Origin of the sequence: Aureivirga marina (genome assembly GCF_015767265.1) — a bacterium.
GTDB classification, from domain to species: domain Bacteria; phylum Bacteroidota; class Bacteroidia; order Flavobacteriales; family Flavobacteriaceae; genus Aureivirga; species Aureivirga marina.
Genome location: NZ_JADPIB010000004.1, coordinates 376,012 through 402,279 on the forward strand (window position 1 = coordinate 376,012; position 26,268 = coordinate 402,279).

A 26,268-nucleotide genomic window follows, 5' to 3' on the forward strand; every position below is an offset into this window, starting at 1 on the left:
CTAATAATGATTTGTTTCTGTTCATATTATTTAAAATTTAGATTGTTTAACCACCCTCGGCCCCTCCTTTTAAAGGAGGGGAGTTTGATTGTGCTTTTTTATGTTGCCTGAGTGATTCCTCATGTTATCTGAGTGGTCTCTTAGAGAGTTTTAGTAATAAATTTATTTGTTTGTTGATTTAGTTTTTCTTCTTTGCTCTATATTAATTAATTGATTTTTAACTTCTTAAATATAATTAAGAAATTATTTGTTTTAACATATTCTATTTGTCTTTGTTTTAATATTCATATTTACTTTTTATAGGTAAAATACGGAAACCCGTAAGGAATTGTTTATTCTTTATGTTATTTTTGAATGATTATAAATTTAATGTTACGTTATTTTTTACTGTTTTTATTTTGAGAGTTTTTTAAAATAATTTGAGAAAAATGTTAAAATAGACTTATTATATTTTACTAGTTTTGCGTAAGAGAATAGATTTAATTTGAACTAGAATTAATTTTTTAATTAAATAATATTTGGTTTGAAATCTTATGGGGATTTTGTGTAATCTAGAACACACCCCTAGCCCTCTCTAGAGGGGAATTAGATAGTCTTTATGGGAGCTTTTATTTTTTAAATCTCTAGCCTCTCTAAAGAAAGGAACTTGAAAATCTGTATATCTTTATACAAAGTCAAACGTGGTAATGTTTAATATAAAAGGAATCGTAATAATATATTATTATAAAAATAAAAAATGGCAAAAGTAGATACTAGTAGTTTTGAGCAAAAACTATTTAAGGCAGCAGACAAACTTCGTAAAAATATAGATGCTGCGGAATATAAGCATGTTGTGTTGGGATTGGTTTTTTTGAAATATATATCGGAGTCTTTTCAAGAATTATACAATAAACTAGAAGAGGACGAATATTCGGACCCAGAAGATAGAGATGAATATCTTGCAGAAAATGTCTTTTTTGTACCTAAAGATGCTCGATGGACACATATTCATAACAATGCAAAATTAGCAACTATTGGTCAGACCTTGGATGATGCTATGAAACATGTGGAGAAAGAAAATAAGGAGCTTAAAAATGTATTGCCACAAGTATATGGTAAAGCGAATTTGGATAAAACTTCACTTGGAGAATTAATTGACTTGATTTCGAATACGGAATTGCAAGCTGAAAACGAAAACTCTAAAGATTTGTTTGGGCGTGTGTATGAATATTTCTTAGGAGAATTTGCCAATGCGGAAGGGAAAAAAGGAGGACAGTTTTATACACCAAAATCTATCGTGAAATTAATGGTAGAAATGATTGCGCCATATAAAGGACGTGTGTATGACCCTGCTTGTGGTTCTGGTGGTATGTTTGTAATGTCTGAAAAGTTTGTGATCGAACATCAAGGAAATATCAAAGATATTACTATTTATGGGCAAGAAAGTAATCAGACTACTTGGAAGCTTTCCAAAATGAACCTTGCGATTCGAAATATTAATTCGCAGTTTGTGTCTTGGAACACGGAGGGGAGTTTTTTAAAAGATGCACATCCTGATTTGAAAGCTGATTTTATTTTGGCAAACCCACCTTTTAATCAAAAAGAATGGGGTGTGGATTTACTACAAGAGGATGGTCGTTGGAAGTATGGAACACCACCAAACGGAAATGCCAATTTTGGATGGATTCAGCACATGCTATACCATTTGGCACCAAAAGGAGTGATGGCAACAGTGCTTGCCAATGGTTCGTTGAGCTCTAATACTTCTGGTGAGGGAGTGATTCGTAAAAATTTGATTGAGAATAATTTGGTAGAATGTATTGTTGCTTTGCCAAAGCAGTTGTTTTATAATACGGGAATTCCTGCTTGTATCTGGTTTTTGCGTAGAGACAAGCAAAGCAAAGAGACCTTGTTTATCGATGCTTCGGAGCTTGGATTTATGAAAACTCGTGTACACCGTGATTTGTCAGAAGAAGATTTGGCAAGTATTCGTGATGTGTATCATAACTGGCAGGCTTCGGCTTTGGCTACAGAAAATTCGGGAGCATATGAAGATGTGAAAGGGTTTTGTAAGTCGGCTAGTATGGAAGAAATGGAAAAGCATGGTTTTGTATTGACTCCTGGGCGCTATGTTGGAATACCTGAAGAAGAAGATGACGGAATTCCGTTTGATACGAAAATCGAAGCTTTGACTACGGAACTAAAACAACAAATAGCAGCTGAAGAAAACTTAAACGAAGAAATTAAAAAACAATTGGCAAGTATCGGGATTAGCTTGTGAAATGGGGCTTCGACTCCGCTCAGCCACCAGATTAAATAAGGCTGGAATTAAAAAAGATGCAGTTTTCCCCTCTTGAGAGGGGCTAGGGGTGTGTTTTTCAGTATAAAAAAATATGTGACCTCGGCAGGATTCCAGCCTGCAACCTCTTTTTTTAAAACAAAAGTTTAAGTTTCTTAAAAAACAAAATGAATGAATTTAGAAGCACAAATAGCAGCAAATAAAACAAAAATGATAAATGATATTCCTGAAGGGTGGGTGGAGACTACGCTTGGGGAGGTTTGTAAAATAAAGTACGGTAAAGATCATAAGAAATTAGAAGATGGTAATTTTCCTTGTTATGGTTCTGGTGGAGTAATGAGAAATGTTAATAAAATATTATATGACAAACCATCTGTTCTTATACCACGAAAAGGTACTTTGTCAAATTTATTTTTTATAAATAAGCCTTTTTGGACAGTAGATACTTTATTTTATACCGAAATTGATGAAACGAAAATTAACCCAAAATACTTATTCTATAAATTAAAGACTTTAAATTTAGCAGATTTAAATGTTGGTTCAGCTGTTCCAAGTTTAACTACAAGTGTGTTAAATGATGTAATTTTAGAAATTCCTAAAAATATTTTAGAACAAGATTCTTTAGTTCAAATCCTCACTTCCTTCGACAACAAAATCTCTTTACTCCAAGAACAAAACAAAACCTTAGAAACTATGGCGCAAACTATTTTTAAGGAATGGTTTGGGAAATATCAGATTGGAGATGTATTGCCTGAGGGATGGCATGTTGGGACTTTAAAAGATATAATAAAAACAGCTAATACAGGTTTAGATGCTATAAAAAGAGCTCCGATTGTTGATGAAGAAACAGGAATCAAATGTTTTAGAATTCAAGACGCTTCTCAAAAAAAATACTTTAATAAATGGGGAAATACTATTGTAGAAAAGAAGAATTTTGAGAAATTTAAGCTTATGAAAGGTGATATTTTGATTGCTAGAACAGGAAACTCTATAGGTGTGAATTATTTTGTTCAGGAGAATTTAAATGCAGTATTTAATAATGGATTAATTAGATTGAGAACTAACGAAAAAAGTAATTATTCTGTTTTAAATATGATTATTACTTCCGATAGGTTTAAAAAACATATTGACTCTATCTCATATGGTACTTCCACTCAGCCAAATATGCAAATTAATTCTTTATTAAACTATGAGTTTATCTTGCCGCCTGAAGAAATTCAAAATGAATTTGAAAAGTTATATGAATTAAATATAACCAAACAAAATAATAATCATCAACAAATCCAAACCCTAACCAAAACTAGAGAAACGCTTTTGCCGAAGTTGATGAGTGGAGAGTTAAGAGTGGCGGATGCTTTGAAGGCGGTGGAGTAGGAATTTATATAAAAAATAAACGCAGCTTATTAGCTGCGTAGGTCAAAAGCGGTTGGCTTTTGAGATGTTCTTGTGGTACAAATTTATAATAAAAATATTACATTGCAAAAAAAATAAAAATAAAATGGAAAAAGTCGCTGTTTTTATAGATGGTTTTAATCTATATTTTGGTTTAAATTCTAAATGTCCAACATTAAAATGGTTGGATGTATACTTACTAAGTGAAAATTTATTAAAACCAAATCAAACTCTTGTTGCTGTTAATTATTTTACAGCTAGAATTGGAAATAATCCATCTAAAGAACAACGACAAAGTATTTATTTATCGGCAATAAAAAATACACAGGCTTCCATAATTTATGGGCATTATAAATCAAAGCCAAAAAGCTGTAAAAGGTGTGGTCATACATGGACAACCAATGAAGAAAAAATGACAGATGTAAATATTGCAATGGAAATGGTTAAAGGAGCATATAAAGATATATACGATGTTGCTATTTTAATTTCGGGTGATAGTGATTTGATACCACCTATTAAATCTGTACAACAATTGTTTAGTAAAAAAGTTTTTGTTGTTTTTCCGCCTAATAGACATAATAATAGTGTTAAAAATGCAGCTGATTTTTCTATGAACTTGGGAAGAGGTAAAATAAGTCAATCACAATTTCCTTTAAAAATAACATTGCAAAATGGGCATAACATAAAAAAGCCGTCGGTATGGTAGGGAATAGGGATTTAAAAATGTTTTCTAAACTAGATGCTTAGAATTCAAATAAAAAAAAGACCAAATTTTAATTCTCCTAATAAATACTTTACAAGAATAATTTAAAGAAAATACAAGCATGATTTTACGAGTACAAAAGAAAATAACGATAAAAATATAAACATATGTAAGCTAATAGATGTTTGGAGGGTGTTGTGTGATGAGCTTGAGTTTGTTTTGACAAATAATTAAATGAAAGAGAAAATAATATTTGATACTAATACCATACGTAATACTGATATCAATCATTTTTTAGGAGGACGAAGCGATCTGCATAAGTTTTTAAAACATGCAGATATTATAATTCCAAAAATTGTTTTAGAGGAAGTTAAAAGACAAAAAAAGAAAAAATTAAGAGAAGAAAAAGATAAGTTTTTAAGTAACTCTTATAGTAAACTATTGGGGATAGATCCTAATAGTGCTAAAGAATTCGATATAGATAATTATATTCATAAACTTGAGTCAGAAGAAGAAATACCTTTTACTTCAATAGAAATTAATGATACAAGTGTGTTGAATGAAATGACTCAATTAGCAATAAAGAAATTACCACCATTTGAATCTAAAGATAATACAGATAAAGGGTTTAAGGATGCGGTTATATATTTTTCAATTTTAGAATATTTAAAGAATCATTCTAGTAATGAAATTTTTGTTTGTGTTAAAGATATCCGATTAAAAGAAGCGTTAGATAAACACATAGAAATTAAAATAATTGAAAATTATGATGAATTTTTAAAGATGAGATCTGATCAATTTGATAATGAATATTTTATATCTCAAGTAGCTGAATATTTGAATTGTGAAGTAAAATTAATATTTGTCAAAGGATATTATTTAAATATCAACGACGACAAAGTAGTGCAAGTAAATAAAGAAGATGATGAATTTTTATTAATAGTTGATAGTGGAGAAATTATTGAAAGTATAAAAAAAGAAAAAGTAAGAATATATATTGACAAGTTAATAAATTCATCAAACTTTGAAAATACTCACCATTATGTCGGACTTTTAAATAATGAAGGTTTACATTTTTTGTCACTTGAAAATATGATAAGGATATTACAAGCATCTATAGATAATACTCAAATTGCATGGATTATTGATGATGAGGATGTAAAAGAGTTGATAGGGAAACTTTATGATGTTTGTAAAAATCAAATTAAAGATGATTTAAGAGAACGTTTAAGTTCCATTTTTGAAATTAAAATAGTTTAAATTAAATACAGAATGATAGACGAAACTACAATAGAGTTTTCATTTATACAACAATTAGAACGATTAGGGTATACTTATGTTTCAGGAAAAGAATTAAGCCCAAATAACAATCCAGCAGAAAGAAAAAGCTATGAAGAGGTATTGTTAGAAACACAATGCAAAGAAGCTCTATTAAAAATCAATCCGAATTTAGAAACATCATTTATTCATGAGGCTTATGCTAAAATAGCAAATTTGGGTACCCAAGATTTGATGGAGAATAATGAGAAGTTTCATAATTATCTTAGCGAAGGTGTACCTGTAGATTATATAGAAAATGGTAATGAAAAAGGAATTCAAGTAAAATTATTAGATATAGAGCAACCAGAAAATAATAGGTTTTGGGTAGTAAATCAATTGCTTGTAAAAGAAAATAATCAAGAAAAAAGATTTGATGTCGTATTGTATATCAATGGAATTCCTTTGGTTTTTATAGAGTTAAAAAGTGCTACAGATGAAAAAGCAACTTTAAAGAAAGCTTATACACAGATTCAAAATTATAAAGCATCGGTAGCTTCTATATTTTATTATAATGCATTATGTGTTATTTCTGACGGAATTGATGCTCGAACTTCTAGTGTTTCGGCACCGTTTTCTAGGTATCTGCCATGGCAAGCACCTGTTGATAAACAATTATCTGCGCTTACAATAAACGAGCAAGAGCTTCAAAATGTTGCTGAAGCTGATGCGACTTATGGTTTGACAGAATTGCAAGTCATGACAAAAGAGATGCTAAATCCTGCCGTTTTATTAAAATTAATACGATACTGTACTGTATTTGAACAAGAAGAAAAGAAAGATGAGGTAACAGGACTTATTTCGATTGCGAAAATTAAAAAAGTAGCAGCTTATCATCAATATTACGCAGTGCAAAAAGCGGTGAAGCAAACTTTAAGAGCAACAGATGACAAAGAGGGAGATAGGAAAGTAGGTGTTGTTTGGCATACACAAGGAAGTGGAAAATCATTATCGATGGTTTTTTATAGTGGTCAAATAATAGCGAATCCACAAATGAAGAACCCAACTATCATTATTATTACAGATCGAAATGATTTGGATGATCAATTATTTGGAACTTTTGGAAATTGCATTGATTTATTAAGACAAACACCTGTACAGGCAAATAGTAGAGCACATTTAAAAGAATTACTTCGGATTTCTGGGGGAGGTGTGATTTTTACAACCATTCAAAAATTTAATCCAGAAGAAGGAAATGTTTTCGATACTTTATCTGAACGAACTAATATTGTAGTAGTTGCAGATGAAGCACATCGAAGTCAATATGGTTTTCAAGGAAAAGTAGTGGAATTGAAAAATGAGCAAGACGAAATAACAGGTTCGGAGTTACGCTATGGAAATGCAAAATACTTAAGAGATGCTTTGCCCAATGCTTCTTACATTGGATTTACAGGAACACCCATAGAAAAAGAAGACAAATCTACCTTAGCTGTTTTTGGAGATTATATTGATGTGTATGACATTAAACAAGCAGTAGATGATGGCGCTACAGTACCTATAAGTTATGAATCACGTTTGGTTAAAATAAAATTAGACCAAGAAATCGTGAATAAGATTGACGAAGAAATCCAATATATTGAAGGAGCTACAGAAGAACAATTAGAAAAAGCGAAAAAACGAACTGCTTCTATTGATGCAGTAGTTGGGCATCCAGATCGAATAAAGGATGTTGCTAAAGATATTGTAATGCACTTTGAAGCAAGACAAGAGCATTTTGAAGGAAAGGCAATGATTGTAGGTATGACCCGAACTATATGTGTGAGGTTATATAAAGAAATCATCAAACTAAAACCAGAATGGCATCATGATGATTTGGATAAAGGCTTATTGAAAGTAGTGATGACAAGTTCTTCAGATGATCCAGAAATATTTCAGCCACATCATACCACCAAACAACAACGTAAAGATTTAGCTTCAAGAATGAAAGATACTCAGGATGAACTAAAATTAGTTATTGTAAGAGATATGTGGCTTACTGGATTTGATGCGCCAAGTATGCATACTATTTATGTAGATAAAAAAATGAAAGGTGCGAATTTAATGCAAGCTATTGCGAGAGTTAATCGTGTTTATAAAGATAAACCAGGAGGGTTAATTGTTGATTACATTGGAATTGGCCAAGATTTGAGAGATGCAATGGGTGTATATCTACAAAGTGGAGGTGAAGGAAAACCTATTGTAGATATAAAAGAAGCCATTGCTGGAATGTTGGAGAAATTTGAAATTGTAGAACAAATGTTTCATGGATATCCTTATCAAGCTTACTTTCAATCCGATGTTTCAAGAAAATTACAAATTCTTTTAGGAGCTCAAAATTTTATTTTAGAAAATCAAAAACTGAAAGAACGATTTTTAAAAGAAGTAACTTTGTTGTCGCAATTATTTTCCATGTCTATCCCAAGTAAAGAAGCAAATACTTTAAAAGATAGAATTGCATTTTTTCAGGCGATAAAAGCTCGAATTAATAAGTTTACAAGTATAGGTGTAAAATCAGATTTTGAAGTAGAAACAGCAGTAAAGCAAATTGTAGATGATGCTATAGGGAGTGATGGTGTCGTAGATGTATTCGAGGCAGCAGGAATAAAAAGTCCTTCTATTGGGATTTTATCAGATGAGTTTTTGTTAGAAGTTAAAAATATGCAACAAAAAAATGTTGCTTTTGAATTGCTTAAAAAATTATTGAGTGATGAAGTGAGTATCCGAAAAACTCAAAACATAGCACAAGGGAAAAAGTTTTCTGAAATGCTACAATCTGTTGTAAAGCGATATCATAATAATCAAATTGATTCTGCTCAAGTTTTAAAAGAGTTGTCAGACATAGCAAAGGAGATAAGACTGGATGATGCAAAATCAGAAAGCTTGGGTTTAACTCCTGAAGAATATGCTTTTTATAGTGTTTTGTCTCAAAATGATTCTACAAAAATGCTGGACGATGTAAAAATGAAAGAATTGATTCATACAATTGTGGATGTAATTAGAAAAAATGCAACAGTTGATTGGAGCAAACGAGAGGATGTAAGAGCAAAATTAAGATTAACTGTTAAAAAGATTTTAATGAGATATGGTTATCCACCTGATTTGGCACGTTTGGAAGCAGATAAAGTATTGGCACAAGGAGAGAATTTAGCTGAATTATTTTCTTCGAAATCTGAAACTAGTTTTTAAATAGGAAGAAGATTATAAAAAAATAAACACCAATGAACAGACCACAAACCATACAAATATTTTTGCCAGACGGTTCGCCAAGAAGTGTAAAAATTGCCGAGATAACGAATAGAGTAGTAAAAGCAGTTTTGGTGCCGAGGAATAAATTAGAATATATTTCTACAAGAGAAGAACTAAGTAATGTTGGGATTTATTTTTTATTCGGAGTGTCCGAAGAAACTCTAAAACCGCAAGTATATATTGGCGAAGCAGAAGATTGCTTAGAAAGATTAAAACAACACAATCGAAAAAAAGAGTTTTGGACACATGCTGTGGTTATTGTTTCGAAGATTAATGCTTTCACAAAATCACATGTGAAATATTTGGAACATACTGCAATACAAAAAGCAAAAGAAGTAAATAGATATCGAACAGAAAATATGGTTGTTCCTACAAAGCCTTTTGTGACAGAATCTATGGAAGCTGATTTGTTAGATAGTTTTGAAACGATAAAGATATTATTATCTACTTTGAATTACCCTGTGTATGATAAAATAGATAAACAAGAACTTACTTCGAAAGAGTTATTTTATTTAAAATCTAAAGGAATTCAGGCAGAAGGAGATCTAATAGATGATGGTTTTATTGTATTTAAAGGTTCGCAATTATCTAAAAGCACAACGCCTTCTTGTCATGAATATATTTTGAAATTGAGAGCCAAACTGATTGAAAATGCAATAGTACAGGAAAAAGAAAACTATTTGGAATTTCAAGAAGATTATATTTTTAATGCACCAAGTACAGCAGGAGGTGTAGTGATAGGAAGAGCGACAAATGGCTGGAAAAAATGGGTAAATAAACAAGGACAGACTTTAGATGCTGTCAAAAGGAATTAAGAAAAAGAATTAATTTCTCAGAATCAATTTTTCAATGTCTTACTATTTTATAAAATTTAAAATCATTTAGAAATTTTCTGAAACCATTATTCTTATAAAATAACGATTATAAAATTAATTTTCTTCTAGAAGAAAACTATAATTACAAATGCTAATATTAATTTTAAAAAACTATGAAAAAAGAAAACTACAATTTTGATTCAATTGCAGATAATGAATTAAATGCAACTGAGTGGATAGGAGCGATGCTTCGTTATTTTTTAAAATTTGGTAAAATTCCTTTTAATAGTATATATAATCAAAAACAAAAAAGAAAGAATGTAAGAGTTGGGAATTGGATTAAGATTTTGGTCTTTTTGATTGGAATTGTGTTTTTATTTATTTGGTTTAGAGGTGTTTAAATAGATTTATATAATAAAAAAGCACATCTATTAGATATGCTTAAATAACTTTCTTATAATTTAAAATAAATAATCAATTTTAATTATCTAATTGTACTTTTAATTTGAGAATGAAACATTCAATTTCGTAAACAGTTCATTTAAATGATTCTCATGACGAATAAAATCTTTTTGAATTTCAGGATTTTTAATAACATCATAACAAACAAAAGTTGGTAAAGCTTCCATTGCAAAAAATCGAAGCGACATATGCAACGGAAAAAATAAATCGTCTACAGATTTTCCTTGAAATAAATATTCATCTGGATTGTTAAAAGCTTCTTTTGGAGCATTAAAAGTGATAGAAAGCATGTATTTTGTTCCTTTTAATTGTCCTCCTGTACCATAATTTTTCTCTGGATTTTTACTTGTTCTACCATCATTTTTACAAAGTTTTCCCATTGTTCCCATAGAATAAACTTCATCTATATATTTTTTAAAAGCCCATGGAACACCCATCCAATATGTTGGTGTTTGAATGATAATTAGATCAGCCCAAACATGTTTTTCTAGTTCTTCTTCTGCATTTATTTCATCATTCATTGTCGTAATTTTTACAGAATGACCTTTATTTTCAAAGAAAACTTTTGCATTTTCAACCAAACTTGCATTTAATCTTCCTTCTGCAAATGGGTATTTTTGGTGTGCATTTATTATTAAAACATTTTCCATCTTTGTTCTTTAATTTGTTTTTGATTATAAGTGAATTTCAGAATGAAAAAATATATTATTAACTGATTTTAAATTCTGAAATACATAACATTTTTTGCTAAAACAAAGGTAGAATCGAAATGTATTTTTAAATAGATACTATTTACTTGAAAAAAGATATTATTTACTGATGAATGTTTTTTTGTATTGAGAAGGAGTGAAGCCTAATTGTTTTTTGAAAAATCTAGCGAAATAATTTGGGTATTCAAATCCTAAAGAATATGCGATTTCAGAAATAGAAAGTTGTTGTGCATCTAAAAGTCTTTTCGCTTGTTTTATAATTTGCTGATTGATGTGTTCTTTTGCTGTTTTTTTGGTGTTTACTTTGACAATATCACTTAAATAATTTGTAGAAACATTTAATTTTTTAGCAAAATAATGCACATTAGGATATTCTTTAATTTCTGAATTTTTAGAATAAAATTGATTTAATTCAGTAATAAATGATTCAACTAAATGATGATAATTCTCATTTTGTGAACCAAATTGGCGAAGATAAAAACGTTGAATATAACTGAAAATAAGATTGATATAAGCAATCAAAACATCCAAAGAACCATTTTGATTTTCGTGTTCTTTTAAAGCTTCCTTAAATAATGAAATCAATTTATTTTCTTCGCTTTGAGTTAAAAATAAAGCTTCATGCATTCCATAATGAAGGAAATTAAAAGATAAATGTTGATTATGTTCTAAAAATTTGGGAGAAATATGGATATAAAATCCAGAAGCTGATTCTTCTATTTTCCATGATAATTCAGTTTTAGGGGCTGAAAAAAATAATTGCCAAAAACCTACTTTTTCACCATTTATAGAATCCAAATTAGGTTTGATAAATTTATATTTTAAAGAAATTCTGTAAATATTTGGATGAATAGGAGAAGATTCTAATCGTTGGTTTTTAATTGTATCATATTTTCCAACATTTATATCTTTAAAAATTGGAGTAGGCATTCCAAAATATAAATTAAAATCTTCAATATTTTCTATTTTCTTCATTTTTCGAAATTACGAAATAAAATATTTTTTGCTTCAAATGAAATGCGAAATAGTTTTACTTTCCAAATAATATTTAAATAGATTAAAAAAAAGCACATCATTTGACATGCTTTTCATCATTAAAATTATTTTAAAGGCATTGACCAAACATGACTAAGAATTTTCCATTCATTATCGGTTAAAACCCAAACGATAGAATATTTTCCGATTCCTAAAATTTCTTTTGTTTGGATGTCTACATCTTTAAAAATGCCATATTCAAAAATTAGATTATTATTAATTTCAGAGAATTCTTTTTCAAATAAAACATCAACTTTTCCTATACCATTTTTCATAAAATCTAGGATTTTTTTATTTCCTTGAATTGTTGGTTTATTTGGTGGAAAAATAACAGCATTTTGACTGTATAAATTTTTAAAATTTTCTTTTTCTGCATGATGCCAAAATTTTGTCCATCGTTGCATTGTAGGATTTTCTTGTGCATTCATAAAATTTGAGATTAAAAAGATTAAAATAAATAGGTTTTTCTTTGGGGTAAATTGAATTGGGGTTTTTAATTTAATCATACACTTTTTTTCTAATAATTGGTGCTAAATAATAAATAGAAAGAGAAACTAGAATAAAAGAAATTAACCAAGAACGTAGCCAGATAAAAACGAATTCTTTGTTTAAACCAACATTTATTAAAGCGCTTAAAAAACTTACATAAAACGTGATGATTAAGCTCGTTAAAATGGAAAATAATATGTCTTTTCTTTTAAAATACATTCTCTAATTTACTAAAAGGATTTTATACAAAATTCAGAGAATGTTATTAAAAAGACAAAAATGAAGTAACTAACTTTTAGGTAAGTTAAAGGAGGATGAAATTAAATTTCAGAAACTAATTCAGTCTTTTTATACTAAAAAAGAAGATGAATTGGATATTTTATTATTGGTTGTAAATCTAGAAATATTCTGATATAAAATGTTTCTTTAAAAAAAGTAAAGTATCTTATATTTTTTCGTCAAAAATAAAGTTGAAAAACAAAAAGAATGAAATGAAAATGAATGATGATTTTATGGAATCATTTTGTTAAAAATGTATTAAAATCAATAGCTTTAAAAGTATAAAATGGTTTAATGCCTTTTTAGAAAAATTCTAATTAACGTATATTTGCAAACGATAAATTTGAAAAATTATGCAGGAAAATAAAGTACTGAATTATATAAAAGATGTGTTAGAAAATATGCCAAATGATTGGGTGAGATTAACAACACATCGCCTTGATATTTATAATGAAAAATTAGCGAAAACAGAATTTTTAGAAGAATTTGAGAAGTTATTTAATGAAAATAATTTTGATAAAACAATTTTAAGTGAATTACCTACAGCGTATGATTATATTCGTTTAGGACATCCGTTGTCTTCTGTTTTAGAATGGGGAATTGCGAAATTAAATAATCTAGATTCAAAAAGTGTGATTAGTTTTTCTTCTAAAACAGTTCCAGTTTTGGCTGTTTTAAGAAAAAATCTTTTTGAAAAGAAAAATACTTTAATTGCTTATACAAATGAATTACCTGAAACCTTTGATGCGGAAGTTGTAAAAAATGTTTATGGATATGATTTTGAATTGCAAAAAGTGAATTCTATCGAGGAAATTCCAACTTTTGATGGAAGTACGATTTTCATTACGCAACAAGAAACTGTTTCTAATTTTAATTTGCCTAAATCGGTTGATTTTCTAATTAATACATATCCACAATTTGGAAGTATTCTTTTAGCAAATGGTGAGAAAAACGCAACTTATGTTTCGGAAATTCAACATGTTCGTAGAAGAGAAACAATTGCAATGACTCCAGCGAATACATTGGCTGTTTTAAATATTTTAGTTGGAAATTCTTCTTTTGAAAATAATGTTAGCGATTTTGCAACGAATAAAATTTCCGTAATTAATTCAATTAAAGAAATTACAACTGCAAATTCAAAAGCTGTTGTTGGATCAAGTGGACTTTCGATTCAATACGCAATTATGATGGGACTTGTGGATCATGCAATGGAAAATCATTCTGGAAAGAAAATTCGTTTTGTAGTTCCACCAAATTGTTATGGAGGAACGAATGATCAAGCGAGGAGAGTTGCAGCTTGTAATCCAAATATTGAAGTAATGGATTTACCTGTGGATGGAGGAAAAGATATGGTGCAAAGTATTGATGTGGTTTTAGAAAAAATCGCTGAAGAAGATGCTGTTCCATACATTATTGCTGAAATTCCAACAAATCCAAGAGTTGAAGTTCCAAATTTAGAGAAATTAAAAGATGCTTTAAGTAAAGAACGTAAAACTGCAAATGGAGAGATTGCAATTGATCCTGTGTTTGTTTTAGATCAAACGTTTTGTCCAAATGTTCATTTTTTAGGAGATGCTAATATTCTTTCTTCCGTTAGAACAATTGCTTATGTAAGTGGATCTAAATTTCCAAGTGGTGGACTTTGCACGGCTGGTTATAGTATTGCAAATACAAAAGCAGCTTCTTTAATGGATAAAATTGAAAAACATTTGTTTTTATGTGATAATGAAGCAACAGATTTACAAATGGAAATTCTTGCAAAACAATTACCTTCTATGAACCAAAGAATTCACGATGCTTATGTGTATACTCGTGATTTTGTAACTTTCATTGAAGAAAATTTACCAGATGCAAAAATCAATTTCGTTTCTGAAGAATTAGCTTCACAAGGATTTACACCTTCTGTTTTTTCTTTAGATTTACCAACAAAAGGAAATTCAGAAGAAGAAAAAGAAGCTTACAAAAGAGAATTAAACTTGAAATTAATCAATATGATGATTTCAGAAATTCCAAGTGAAAGTAAATTCTGTGTGAGTTATGGGCAATTAAAAGGTTGTTATTGGACAATTCCTGCAACTTCTACGCAAGGAACAACAAAAGAAGGAGATAAGGATTATATCGTTCGTGTTGCACTTTCAGGAAACATGGATTTAGATTTACACAAAAAGGTGTTTTTAGATTTTGTAAAAGGACTTTAATTAAATAGAAAGTTTGGGTGACTGAGCGAAGTCGAAGTCAAAATAATATTTGAAAAGCAGTATTCATTTGGATGCTGTTTTTTTGTTTTAATATATTTGTTGAAAATCATGAAAAATAATGACAATAAAAGAATCTATCTTAAAAAGTTTAGAAGATATAAATTATTTAACAAATTATAAGGAAATCTATAATCATATTATAGATAAAAAATATTATAAATTTGGTGCCAAAAACCCACAATCTATAGTTTCAGCGCAATTGGGAGATTTTATTCGAAATGGAGATGTTCGTGTAAAAAGAATAAAAGAAAAAACAAAAGGAAAGTATTTATATTATTTAGCTAAAAACGAAGAGAAATTAGAAAAAGAGATTTTGAAAATCCAATCTTCCAAAATAACTAAAGAAAATATTTTTTTGGAAAATGATAAAAGTTATGAAGAACGTGATTTACATAAACTTTTGAGCAGTTATTTAAAAAACAAAAATATTTTTTCCAAAACGATTTACCATGAAAAGTCCAAAAATGGAAAAGATTCAAATCAAATTTGGACACATCCTGATATGATTGGTGTTTCATTCTTAGATTTAAAAAACAGAATAAGTAAGAATTTTTTAAAATCGATAAATAGAGTTGATTCATTTAAAATTAACTCATATGAATTAAAGAAGGAGATAAATACAGATTCAGATTTAAAAAAAGCTTATTTTCAAGCCGTTTCAAATTCAAGTTGGGCAAATTATGGTTATTTGGTAGCTTTTGAAATAGATAATAGTTTAATAGACGAAATGGAGAGGTTAAATCAATCTTTTGGAATAGGTATTATAGAATTAAATGCGAATCCATATCAAAGTAAAGTTTTATATCCTGCTGATTATAGAGCTTTGGATTTTAAAACGATAAATAAGTTATGTGAAATAAATAAAGATTTTGAACAGTTTATAGAACAAACAGATAGACTTTTAACTGCCCAAGAAAGATATTATAGTTCTACAAAAAAAGAACTAGAAGAATTTTGTGATTCCTTTTTTATTAAAGACTCAGAAATTGAAACGTATTGTAAAAATAAAGGAATACCTTTAGAAAATTGAAATGAAATTTATATTAGACACATTCAAAAAATCATTTAAATATTTATTAATTGTTTTTATCAATTTTATAATTCTCTTTTTTTTGTTTTATCTATCATTAGATTCATTAACACTTAAATTGAGCTCAGGTTTTTCAGAATTATTTGAATTTTTAAAAATGATTGGAATTTCTTTAATTAGTTTATTCTTTTTATGGATTGCAACTTATTGGTTTAAAACATTTAAAATTAATTCAAAACGAAAGAAAAATATATTTTTAATTATTTTGACTTTATTAATTTCGAGTAAATTTTATTATAGTTATTCTACTGATATTATACATAGAATTACATCAGATAAAAGAATTATGATTAATTCAATTGAATCTAAAATTCAAAAAAATATAGAAAAATATCCATATAGTTTAAGCGCACAAAAATTGATTTTAGAAGAATATGAAGAAATAATTAAAAGAAATAAAGGCTTTCCAAAAATTCAAAAGGAAGCTGAAGATATTTCTTATAAATATTCTTATGATGGATTTTTACCCGATTATACTTTTAGACTTTCTTTTCAAATTCCTTTAAATACAAAACTTGATTCTACACATTTAAAATTTGGGAAAATTAGTTTGGATACAATTAATTATAAAATAAAAGTGAATTATTTAGAAATAAAAGATTAATAAAAAACGCACTGTTTAAAAGTGCGTTTTTTATTTTAAATTGCATGTAATTTCAAAATTTTATGTGTTCTTTTTCTAGTTTCATGACAAAGTTTTTTGTTTTCTGAAAGTTTTTGACCAAAAGTTGGAATCATTTCTTTCATCTTTTTTTGCCAAGCTTCTGTTTTCATTTTTTCATCAAAACAAGTCTGAATAACTTCCAAAATAATAGAAACAGAAGTAGATGCTCCAGGAGAAGCTCCCAGAAGAGCAGCAATTGTTTTATCATCATGATGTACAACTTCAGTTCCAAACTCTAAAATTCCACCTTGCTTTGAATCTTTTTTAATAATTTGTACACGTTGTCCAGCCATTACCAACTCCCAATCTTCCATTTTTGCTTCAGGAACATATTCCAACAAAGCTTTAAAACGATCTTCTGGAGTTTGTCGAACTTGTTTAATTAAATATTCTGTCAAAGCAACATTATGTAAACCAGCTCCAATAATCGACATGATATTATCAAATTGAATAGAAGAAGGCAAATCCCAAAACGAACCTTTTTTCAAGAATTTTGTGCTAAAACCTGCATAAGGACCAAAAAGTAAAGCTTTTTCACCATCAATTATTCTAGTATCTAAATGTGGAACAGACATAGGAGGAGAGCCAACAGAAGCCAAACCGTAGACTTTTGCATGATGTTTTTGAATCACTTCTTTATTTGTACAACGCAACCATTCACCACTCACAGGGAAACCACCAAAACCTTTTCCTTCATTGATATGTGATTTTTCCAAAAGTGGTAAAGCACCACCTCCAGCTCCAATAAATACAAATTTTGCTAAAACTTTTTTATGTGTTCTATTTTCAAGATTTCTTGCATCCACTTCCCAAAGCCCGTCTTTGTGCTGATGTAAATGCAAAACTTCATGTTTTAAAGAAAGTTCAACACCATCATTATTTACCAAATGATTTACAAGTTTTCGCGTCAAACTTCCAAAATTTACATCTGTACCAATTTCATTTTTTGTAGCAGCGACTTTTACACCATTTTGTCTTCCATTCATAATTAAAGGAAACCATTTTTCCAGTTGTTTTTTATCTTCTGAAAAGATCATATTTTCAAACAAACAATTTTGTTTCATGGTTTCAAATCGCTTTTTCAAAAACTCTGAATTATCTGTTCCCCAAACAAAACTCATATGAGGATTACTATTTATAAAATCTGATGGAGTAGAAATCCATTTATTTTTAACTAAATAAGACCAAAACTGTTTCGAAACTTCAAATTTTTCTGCAACTGCAATTGCTTTGGAAATATCAATAGTTCCATCTTCTTTTTCTGGAGTATAATTTAATTCACAAAGTCCAGAATGACCTGTTCCTGCATTATTCCAAGCATCCGAACTTTCTAAAGCAACATCTTCTAAACGTTCGAAAATTTCAATATTCCAAGTTGGTTCTAAAAGTTTTAGAAATGTACCTAAAGTTGCACTCATGATTCCTCCACCAATTAAAACTACATCTCTAATTTGTTGATTTTCATGTACAGATTTTTCTTTCATTGTAAATTTATTTTAATTGATAATCAGTGTTTTATATAAATTTACGGAAAAATATGTTTGTTTTTTAAAAGAATTAGATTTATTGAAAAACAGAAAAAGTCAGAATATTCTCCGACTTTTAATGTTTTAGTTTGTTTTTTTATCAAGAAAAAATGAAATGAATAAAACATTTTTTTACCAAAATTTCCACCACGGTCTTTTTTTCTTTTCTTCTTCTTTTTCCTCAAAAATACCGCTTTCAATAATTATTTTTTCAATGATTTCATTTTTCTCATATTCTTGCACAAAAGTATAAATTGACTGATTGATTTGATTTTCGGTTAAGTAATCTAAATTTTCTTTTATAAAATATAAAACACGTTTGTTGTGTGGTTCGTCTTTTCCAATTTTTAAATATAATTCTAGAGCCAGATTTCCTTTATGTTCTTTGTTTTTTAGAATTAATTCTTCCAATAAAAGTAAATCGTCATGTATGAAAATTTTAAAGAAAAAACTGGTTAGATATAAAATAGTTTGCTGTACATTTCTGGAAGTTCTGCTGAATTCTCCTTCGTAAAAATAGATTTCAGTAATTTTTTTAGAATCTTGAACGCTATTAGATTTTTCGTTTACTTTCTCTAAAATTGCGATGATTTTTTCTTTTTCAAATTCGGATAATTTTACTAATTCTTCTGCTGCGTGTAATAAGAAGTTGTATAATTCTAAATCGACTTTTTTTAAATTCTCCTTTGCCTGTGCATCTGCAAATTGTATAAAAGAATCAATCGTCTCTTCTTTCATTAGGTTAATTTTTTAGATTTTATTATTTAAATGTTTAAATTTTGTTTTTTGTATTTATAAAAATAAGATAAATAATTAAAAAAATTAAGAAAAATAATATGTAAAAAATAAAATAATAATCATATTATTATGTAAAGTTTAAATTGTTAAGAAATAGCATGTTAGGTTTTGAATTTTCTTTTAGAGAAAGTTTTAAAATTCTCATAAAATTGTTAAATAGATTTTTTCACTTTTTTAATAAATAAAATTTATGATACTTTAAACTGAGATATATTAAGATAAATAGCTCTTTTATTGTTTTAATCTCAGCTAAAAATACATTCTTTTACATATTTTTAAAAATATTATTAAGAAAGCTTCTAAATAAAATTGTTAAATTATTTTTATTTAGATTGTATTTAAATTAGATTTGCGCCTTGTAAAACAAGATATAAGCGTGCCAAAATTTTTAATCTATAGTATTTTTATGTTAGTTTCGACTATCGTTTTTAGTCAAACTACTTTTAAAGGATTTGTATATAATGAAGCAAAAGAAGGATTGTCTTCAGTATATATTTACAACGAATCATCAAATGCTTGGACAAATTCAAAAGAGGATGGAAGTTTTGTCTTAACGATTCCAAAAAATGTAAAAACTTTCCAAATTACATATTCTTATATTGGAAAAAAAGCACAAACAATTACTTATAATATTGCTACAATTAAAGAACCTGTAATTGTTGTTTTAAAAGAAAATACACTTCGTTTAAATGTTGTAAATATTCAAGCAAGTCATAAAAAATACTCAGAAGTTACATTACGAAAAGAAGCAATTGCACAAGTACAGGCGTTTTCTTTAGATGAAGTTTTAGAACAATTACCAGGACAATCCGTTTCAAATTTAGAATTAAATGGATTTAAAAATATTGTTTTTCGAACTGCGAATATAGATGATAGTATTGACAGTGATGCTTATGGCAATAAAGCTTTTGGAACAGCGATAATTGTTGATGATATTCCTATTTCAAACAATGAAAATTTACAATCTTATGCACCAAATAGTTCTGAGGTTTTTCAAACTAGATATGCAGGATTTTTAGTGAATAATAATTCTTCAACCAATGCTAATTATGGTGTTGATTTAAGAGAAATTCCAACTTCAACAATTGAAAAAATTGAAGTAATTCAAGGAGTTCCTTCAGTAAAATATGGAGATTTAACTTCTGGAATTGTAAAGATTGAAACAAAGGCGGGAAAAACACCATATAGAATGTCTGTTTCTTTAAGAGATGGAACCACACAATATGATTTTTCAAAAGGTTTTTTAATAAATGAAAGAATTGGGCATTTAAATGTAAATGTGAATTATTTAAATTCCAATACAGATCCAAGAGATCGTTTGAATAAATTTAATCGCTATAATTTTGGTTTGGTTTGGAGTACAGCAAATCGTAAAAAATCGCTTTTAAATACATTAAAATTAAACTATAGTTTTAAAGAGGATAAAGCAGAAACAGATCCAGATGATGTATATGAAAAACTGATTAGTAATGATTCAAAAGGAATTTCTATTTCCAATAATTTAAGATGGTTTGTAAATAATAGATTGATTGATAATATTTCTTTAAATGCTAATTTCAGTTATGCAGAGCAATTTTCTCATAATTCTAGAATTATCAATAATTCTTCGGATATTATTCCTGTAAGTAAAGAATCAGGAATTTCAATTCCAGAATTTTCACCAAAACAATACAGACAAATTTCTGAAATTGACGGAAAACCAATTAGTGCTTTCTTTGATTTTAGCATGAACAAAACATTTAATTTAGAAAATGGATGGAAACATCGTTTGATGTTAGGAAATTCATTTCGTTATTCTGATAATATCGGAAAAGGAAGATTGGCTTCTCCAGATTCATATAATACTCTTTTTTCAATCGGAACTAATGGGAGTGGAAGTGGAAAAGGATTTAGACCTTTTAATTTTAATGAAAATGTACAAGCGAATATTCAATATGGATTGTATTTCCAAGATAATATTACAAAAGTTTGGAATAAAACAATTTTAAATCTAACAGCAGGTTTGCGCTATGATTTGCAAAATAATGCTTCTACATTATCACCAAGATTTAACTCTTCATTACGATTAGGAAAATTGAAAATTCGTGGTGGATTTGGATATACTTCAAAAGCACCTTCTTTAAATATGTTATATACAGGAGCAAGATATTATGACCGAATTTTAAATTTGACACCAAATTCAAATGACTTTACAGGAATTGAACAAATGCCAAATGGACAATTATTCTCTTTGTTATATACAGATGTAATTGAAGGTAATAATTTAAACTTAAAACCTTCAAAAAGTTTTAGAAGTGAAATAGGATTTGATTATAAATTTCCTTTTGCAAATCTTGGAATTACTGCTTATTACAATAATTTATACGACGGATTTACAACACAAACATTCTTTGTTCCTTTTGAATTACCAACTGTTGAAGTGGACAGAACAACAATTCCTTATACATATTCTGTTTCTGGAACAACGAATACTTATTATCAAAGCTCGAGACAAATTAATGGTTACGAGTCAAATGATAAAGGAATTGAATTTATCATGAATTTTAAAAAGATTTCTTCTTTAGGTTTAAATTTTTCAATGAATGGATCTTTCGTTCAAACACAAAGTAAAAGTAATGCTAAAGAATACATCACAAGCACACAATTTAATAATCCTGTAAATTCAAAAAAACGTTGGGGAGTTTTTGATGGAAATACGACTACTTCAAATCTTTTCCGAATGGGAGGGAATGTTTCATATCACTTACCAAAAATAGGATTATTAGTCTCACTTCGTTCAGAACATTTCTTAATAGACGAAACAGAAAATTCAGGGAAAAATATTTATCCTCATGCGTATTTAAATGAAGATTTACAAGAAGTTAAAATTCCTGAATCTGATAGAACAAATACAGCACTTTATGGAGATATTTTTAGACCAACAGATGATTTTGATACAAAACCGTCAAGTGCAAATAATTTAAAGAAAATCTATCACAATTTTCATTTGAGAATTTCAAAAGATTTCTTGAATGGATTCCGATTTGATTTTTATGTAAACAATGTGTTGAATTTACAGTCAACTTATATTGATGAAGATGGTGATAAAAATAATATTGAATTAACACAATTGTCTTTTGGAAGTAAAATAAGTTACCAATTTTAAATATAAAAATACCAAATACAAATGAAAAAAATCTTATTTCTATCTAATTTAGTTATCCTTCTTTTTGTTGTAGGATGTAGTAAAGATGATGATTTTGGTGGGCAAAATGTTGTGCAGCCAATTGATTTTACAGTTGATTTAAGTTATAATGAAAGTTTTGGAGACATTCAAGCTGAAGGAGTTTCTGTGACTTTAACAGAAACGAATTCTTCTCAAGTTTATACTGTAACAAGTAATGCACAGGGAATAGCTTTATTTGAAGAAATCAATCCAGGAACTTATAGTTTAACAGCTTCTATTGCTTTTACTAAAGAAACATTTGAACAAACATTTGGATATGATTCTAACCAAGATGAAACAAATTTTAATGCTTCACAAGGAAATGTTGTGATTAATGAAAATGTAACTACAACAGCTGTAGAATTAAAAACTGCAAAAGTAGGAGATTTATTAATCAAGCAAATTTATTATGCTGGTTCTCATGTTGCTGATGGAGCTTCTTTTCGTGATCAATTTATTGAAATTCATAACAATTCTAATGAAGTAATTTATGCAGATGGATTATACATTGCTCAATTATTCGGGAATACTTCGATGACAGTGAAAGATTATACACTTTCTAATGGACAATTTGATTGGTCAAAATCAATCGGAATGACTCTAGGAAATGAAGCAAACACAGATTATATCTATGCGGACTTTGTATATAAAGTTCCAGGAAACGGCGAACAATATCCAATTCAACCAGGAGAAAGTATTGTAATTGCGCAAACGGCTGTAAATCATAAAGCAAATTATACAGATAATGCCGGAAATACTGTAGAAATTACAAGTCCAGAATTAACTGTTGATTTAAGCGGAGCTGATTTTGAAGTATTTATTGGAGATGATTATCCTTCAGATATTCAAACAGGAGCTGCCGATATGGAAGTGACATATTTTAGAGCTGGAAAAGATATGGTTTTTGATACAAATGGTCGTGATGGTTTTGCAATTTTCAGAACAGATGCTGATGTTGCTTCTTTCCCTTTATTTAGATCCCCTAAAGAAGCGGAAACAAAAGAACCTGCTTATATGCAAATTCCTAATAATGTAATTATTGATGCAGTTGATATTACAAGAGAAGATTTAAGTACACCTAAAAAATTACCATCAGAATTAGATGCTTCAAACATTCATGTTCCACTTGGTAAATTCTCTTCGCAATCTGTAATTAGAAAAACAAAAACAACGATTGGTTCAAGAGTAGTTTTAGAAGATACAAACAATTCTGAAAACGATTTTACAACATTAAACGTTGCGACTCCTAAAGGTTTTGCACAATAAAATTTATACAAAATGAAAACGAATATAATTTGGTTATTTATTGTAATGTTATTTAGTTCTGGTGTTTTTGCACAACATGAACCAAAAGATTCTATTTTACTAAATGAATCTCCTTTTTATATTGTTTTTAAACAAAAATTATGGGAAGCTCCAGTGGTTATTCAGGAGCTTCCTTTACAAAATTTTACCCAAACAAGCATTTTTGCAAAGTATGATAAATTAAATTTCAAACGAACGCAAACTGCGGAACAAACTACTATTGTCGGTTTTAATACCAACGGAATTTACAAAACCAAAAACAACATTTTACTATTTGGTGATATTGTAGCTGAAAAATCTTTTGAGAAAAATCTTTCTTATAATTTAACTTCGGAAAGATCAAACAATCGAATGTTACTATCGCCAAATTACTATTTTAGTCCAAAAAAAGGAGATTGGGAAAACCAGCATTATAGATTAAAAGGAGGAATTTCTACAAAAATATTTCAAAAATTTTCTGTTGCTGCAATAGTATATTATAACACAGAAAAATTCTTTAGAAAAATTGATCCTAGACCAGAAATCAAATTGTTAAACTACGGAGGAAACATTCAGTTTGGTTATCAATATCAAAAACATACATTATACAGTAATTTTGGTTTAGGAAAGAAAACACAAGAAGTTGATATCGCATATGTAAATAAAGATTTAGCAGATCCAGTTTCTGTATTGTTATTTTCAATCGGATATGGAAGAGTGATAAAAGATCCAAGTCCTGATGGTGGAAATAGCTCAGATCCAGGCGAAAATGTTTATTATATTCAAAATGATGAAAAATATGGATTTGGATATAATTACGCTTTAGAAAATGGATTTATAAATATTTCTTATAATTATGAAAAGAATCTAGAAAATCTTCATAATACAAATAATAAAACCAGAGAAGGTGAGAGACTTGTCCAATATCGTGTGATTTCACATAAATATAATGCGATGTTTTTTACACAAAAAGATGCTAAAAAATATACTATTACAACAGATTTTCAAACTTCTACTGGTGATAATTATAGTTTTGTTTCACCAAATGGACAGAATTTTAAGCAAGAAGCACAGAAGTTTTCGCTATTTGGAGAAATTTTAAAAGAAGAAAAAGCAATTGCAAAATACCATCTAAAAACAGGATTTGTTTACAATACTTTTAAAGCAAGTGATTTTTTAGCACAAGTTCATAAGAAAATAGATGCGATTTCTTTTATTATTTCAGGAGATAAAGATTTTCAATTCACTGAAAAGACGATTGGAAATATTGGATTGCATGGAACTTTTTATCAACCAATTGAAGAAACTCTTTTAGTTCCGAATAATTTAAATGACTTTATAGAAAATGTTGTACTTCCTGATCAAAATTTTGATGCAAGTTCAAAGTTAAAATTGGGAATTGATTTAACTTATAAAATCAAATTAGAAAACAAAAAAACATTACAAATTTTCTCTTCTATTTCAAATGTTTTAATCATTGATGAAGAAACGAAATATGGAGAAAATACTGCTACTAACAATAATAACTTATTTATTAACGGAGGAATTACTTTAAATTATTAGAACATGCAGAAGAAGATATTTTTATTATTGGGATTCATTTCGATAATTGCAATTTTTGCATTTACCAAAAAATCGGAAAAAGAACCTGAATATCATAGTATTGATGAATTACGAAAAGTATACAGTAGTGGAGATATTACATCTTGGCCAAAAGCAACTGTAGATAGTTCTGTAGCTCATTTTAAAGAAATAGGAAAATTACCAAAAGTGAAATTTCCAGAGAACAATCCGTTTTCTATGGAAAAAGCAATTTTAGGAAAGAAATTATTTTTTGATCCTAAATTATCTGTTTCTGGGCAAATTGCTTGTGCTTCTTGTCATGAACCACAATTAGGTTGGGGAGACGGAAAGCGTTTTTCAAATGGAGACGTTCGAAAGGAAGGAAAACGTAATGCACAAACGATTATGAATATCGCATATGCGGACAAAATGTTTTGGGATGGAAGAGCAGCAGATATCGAAGATCAAATTCATTTTCCTGTGGAAGATCCTTTAGAAATGAATACACCACAAGAGGTTGCGATGGAACGAATTTCAAAACTTCCAGAATATAAAGAGGAGTTTAAAAAAGTTTTTGGAACTGAAGAAATAACTTTTGAGAAAATTGCTTTAGCAATTGCAACTTTTGAAAGAACCGTAATCAGTGGTAGAACAAAATTTGACAAATTTATCGAAGGAAATTCGAAAGTTTATTCTGATGAAGAAGTCCTAGGTTTACATATTTATAGAACCAAAGCACAATGTATGAATTGTCATAACGGACCTTATTTTTCAGATAATGATTTTCATAATATCGGTTTAACTTATTATGGAAGAAAATTTGAAGATTTAGGAAGATATAATGTGACAAAAGAAACAGAAGATGTAGGGAAATTTAGAACACCTTCTTTAAGAGAAGTTACAGCGACTGGACCTTGGATGCACAATGGATTATTCACGAATTTAGATGGAATTATCAATTTATATAATGCAGGAATGCCAACTCCAAAGCGAAAAGCACATCAAATGAATGATACATTATTTCCTAAAAAAAGTCATTTATTAAAACCATTAAACTTAACAAAAGAAGAAAGAAAAGCATTGGTAGCATTCTTAAAAACTTTAGAAAGTTCTATGAGTAAAAAATATATTAAATAATAATATTTTTGGATTTATTATAATTTATCGAAAGAGGC

The 26,268-nt window shown here is 28.5% G+C and carries 20 protein-coding genes; 14 read left to right on the forward strand and 6 right to left on the reverse strand.

Annotation, left to right across the window (positions count from 1 at the left end; translation table 11 throughout):
• Positions 1-736 precede the first annotated feature (736 nt).
• From I1A51_RS10750 to I1A51_RS10780, 7 genes are all read left to right on the forward strand, one after another.
• Complete coding sequence (locus tag I1A51_RS10750) at positions 737-2,260, forward strand: type I restriction-modification system subunit M (RefSeq protein WP_196893754.1); 1,524 nt, start codon at positions 737-739, stop codon at positions 2,258-2,260.
• 189 nt (positions 2,261-2,449) lie between these two features.
• On the forward strand, positions 2,450-3,652 hold the full coding sequence (locus I1A51_RS10755) for a restriction endonuclease subunit S (RefSeq protein ID WP_196893756.1): 1,203 nt from the start codon (positions 2,450-2,452) through the stop codon (positions 3,650-3,652).
• Between the two features lie 124 nt (positions 3,653-3,776).
• Positions 3,777-4,376, forward strand: a complete 600-nt coding sequence (locus I1A51_RS10760; RefSeq protein ID WP_196893758.1) for an NYN domain-containing protein — start codon at positions 3,777-3,779, stop codon at positions 4,374-4,376.
• A gap of 231 nt (positions 4,377-4,607) precedes the next feature.
• On the forward strand, positions 4,608-5,633 hold the full coding sequence (locus I1A51_RS10765) for a PIN domain-containing protein (RefSeq protein WP_196893759.1): 1,026 nt from the start codon (positions 4,608-4,610) through the stop codon (positions 5,631-5,633).
• 12 nt (positions 5,634-5,645) lie between these two features.
• Positions 5,646-8,855, forward strand: coding sequence for a type I restriction endonuclease subunit R (locus I1A51_RS10770; RefSeq protein WP_196893761.1), 3,210 nt, complete (start codon positions 5,646-5,648; stop codon positions 8,853-8,855).
• A 32-nt stretch (positions 8,856-8,887) separates the two neighbouring features.
• A complete protein-coding gene (locus tag I1A51_RS10775; RefSeq protein WP_196893763.1) occupies positions 8,888-9,730 on the forward strand; it encodes a GIY-YIG nuclease family protein in 843 nt (280 codons plus the stop codon).
• 173 nt (positions 9,731-9,903) lie between these two features.
• Positions 9,904-10,131: a hypothetical protein gene (locus I1A51_RS10780; RefSeq protein WP_196893764.1), complete on the forward strand. Its 228-nt coding sequence runs from the start codon at positions 9,904-9,906 to the stop codon at positions 10,129-10,131.
• Positions 10,132-10,230: 99 nt separating this feature from the next.
• On the opposite strand, the gene I1A51_RS10785 is transcribed toward I1A51_RS10780, so the two are convergent.
• The 4 genes from I1A51_RS10785 to I1A51_RS10800 form a co-directional block, all read right to left on the reverse strand.
• Positions 10,231-10,842 carry an NAD(P)H-dependent oxidoreductase gene (locus I1A51_RS10785; RefSeq protein WP_196893766.1) on the reverse strand — a complete coding sequence of 204 codons (612 nt, stop codon included), beginning with the start codon at positions 10,840-10,842 and terminating at the stop codon, positions 10,231-10,233.
• 159 nt (positions 10,843-11,001) lie between these two features.
• A complete protein-coding gene (locus tag I1A51_RS10790; RefSeq protein WP_196893768.1) occupies positions 11,002-11,877 on the reverse strand; it encodes a helix-turn-helix domain-containing protein in 876 nt (291 codons plus the stop codon).
• Between the two features lie 125 nt (positions 11,878-12,002).
• The gene (locus tag I1A51_RS10795) at positions 12,003-12,365 is read right to left on the reverse strand and encodes a YybH family protein (RefSeq protein ID WP_196893769.1); all 363 of its coding nucleotides are present in this window, start codon (positions 12,363-12,365) and stop codon (positions 12,003-12,005) included.
• A gap of 70 nt (positions 12,366-12,435) precedes the next feature.
• Entirely contained in the window at positions 12,436-12,645 is a 210-nt protein-coding gene (locus I1A51_RS10800) for a DUF2798 domain-containing protein (protein WP_196893771.1), read from the reverse strand.
• Positions 12,646-13,058: 413 nt separating this feature from the next.
• On the opposite strand from I1A51_RS10800, the gene I1A51_RS10805 reads away from it, so the two are divergent.
• The 3 genes from I1A51_RS10805 (at position 13,059) to I1A51_RS10815 (ending at position 16,657) form a co-directional block, all read left to right on the forward strand.
• Positions 13,059-14,903, forward strand: coding sequence for a PLP-dependent aminotransferase family protein (locus tag I1A51_RS10805; protein ID WP_196893773.1), 1,845 nt, complete (start codon positions 13,059-13,061; stop codon positions 14,901-14,903).
• A 118-nt stretch (positions 14,904-15,021) separates the two neighbouring features.
• Entirely contained in the window at positions 15,022-15,993 is a 972-nt protein-coding gene (locus tag I1A51_RS10810; protein WP_196893775.1) for a hypothetical protein, read from the forward strand.
• Between the two features lie 157 nt (positions 15,994-16,150).
• The gene (locus I1A51_RS10815) at positions 16,151-16,657 is read left to right on the forward strand and encodes a hypothetical protein (protein ID WP_196893776.1); all 507 of its coding nucleotides are present in this window, start codon (positions 16,151-16,153) and stop codon (positions 16,655-16,657) included.
• A 35-nt stretch (positions 16,658-16,692) separates the two neighbouring features.
• On the opposite strand, the gene I1A51_RS10820 is transcribed toward I1A51_RS10815, so the two are convergent.
• Positions 16,693-18,201 (reverse strand): malate:quinone oxidoreductase, encoded by a 1,509-nt coding sequence (locus tag I1A51_RS10820; protein WP_196893778.1) that lies wholly within the window; start codon positions 18,199-18,201, stop codon positions 16,693-16,695.
• A gap of 174 nt (positions 18,202-18,375) precedes the next feature.
• On the reverse strand, positions 18,376-18,981 hold the full coding sequence (locus I1A51_RS10825; protein WP_196893780.1) for a hypothetical protein: 606 nt from the start codon (positions 18,979-18,981) through the stop codon (positions 18,376-18,378).
• Between the two features lie 466 nt (positions 18,982-19,447).
• On the opposite strand from I1A51_RS10825, the gene I1A51_RS10830 reads away from it, so the two are divergent.
• Genes I1A51_RS10830 through I1A51_RS10845 form a run of 4 tightly spaced genes read left to right on the forward strand, consistent with a single transcriptional unit; the run spans position 19,448 to position 26,230 of the window.
• The gene (locus I1A51_RS10830) at positions 19,448-22,186 is read left to right on the forward strand and encodes a TonB-dependent receptor plug domain-containing protein (protein WP_196893782.1); all 2,739 of its coding nucleotides are present in this window, start codon (positions 19,448-19,450) and stop codon (positions 22,184-22,186) included.
• 21 nt (positions 22,187-22,207) lie between these two features.
• Positions 22,208-23,512 carry a DUF4876 domain-containing protein gene (locus I1A51_RS10835; RefSeq protein WP_196893784.1) on the forward strand — a complete coding sequence of 435 codons (1,305 nt, stop codon included), beginning with the start codon at positions 22,208-22,210 and terminating at the stop codon, positions 23,510-23,512.
• A gap of 12 nt (positions 23,513-23,524) precedes the next feature.
• Entirely contained in the window at positions 23,525-25,093 is a 1,569-nt protein-coding gene (locus tag I1A51_RS10840) for a DUF6850 family outer membrane beta-barrel protein (RefSeq protein WP_196893786.1), read from the forward strand.
• 3 nt (positions 25,094-25,096) lie between these two features.
• Positions 25,097-26,230, forward strand: a complete 1,134-nt coding sequence (locus tag I1A51_RS10845) for a cytochrome-c peroxidase (protein ID WP_196893788.1) — start codon at positions 25,097-25,099, stop codon at positions 26,228-26,230.
• The last annotated feature ends 38 nt before the right edge of the window (positions 26,231-26,268 follow it).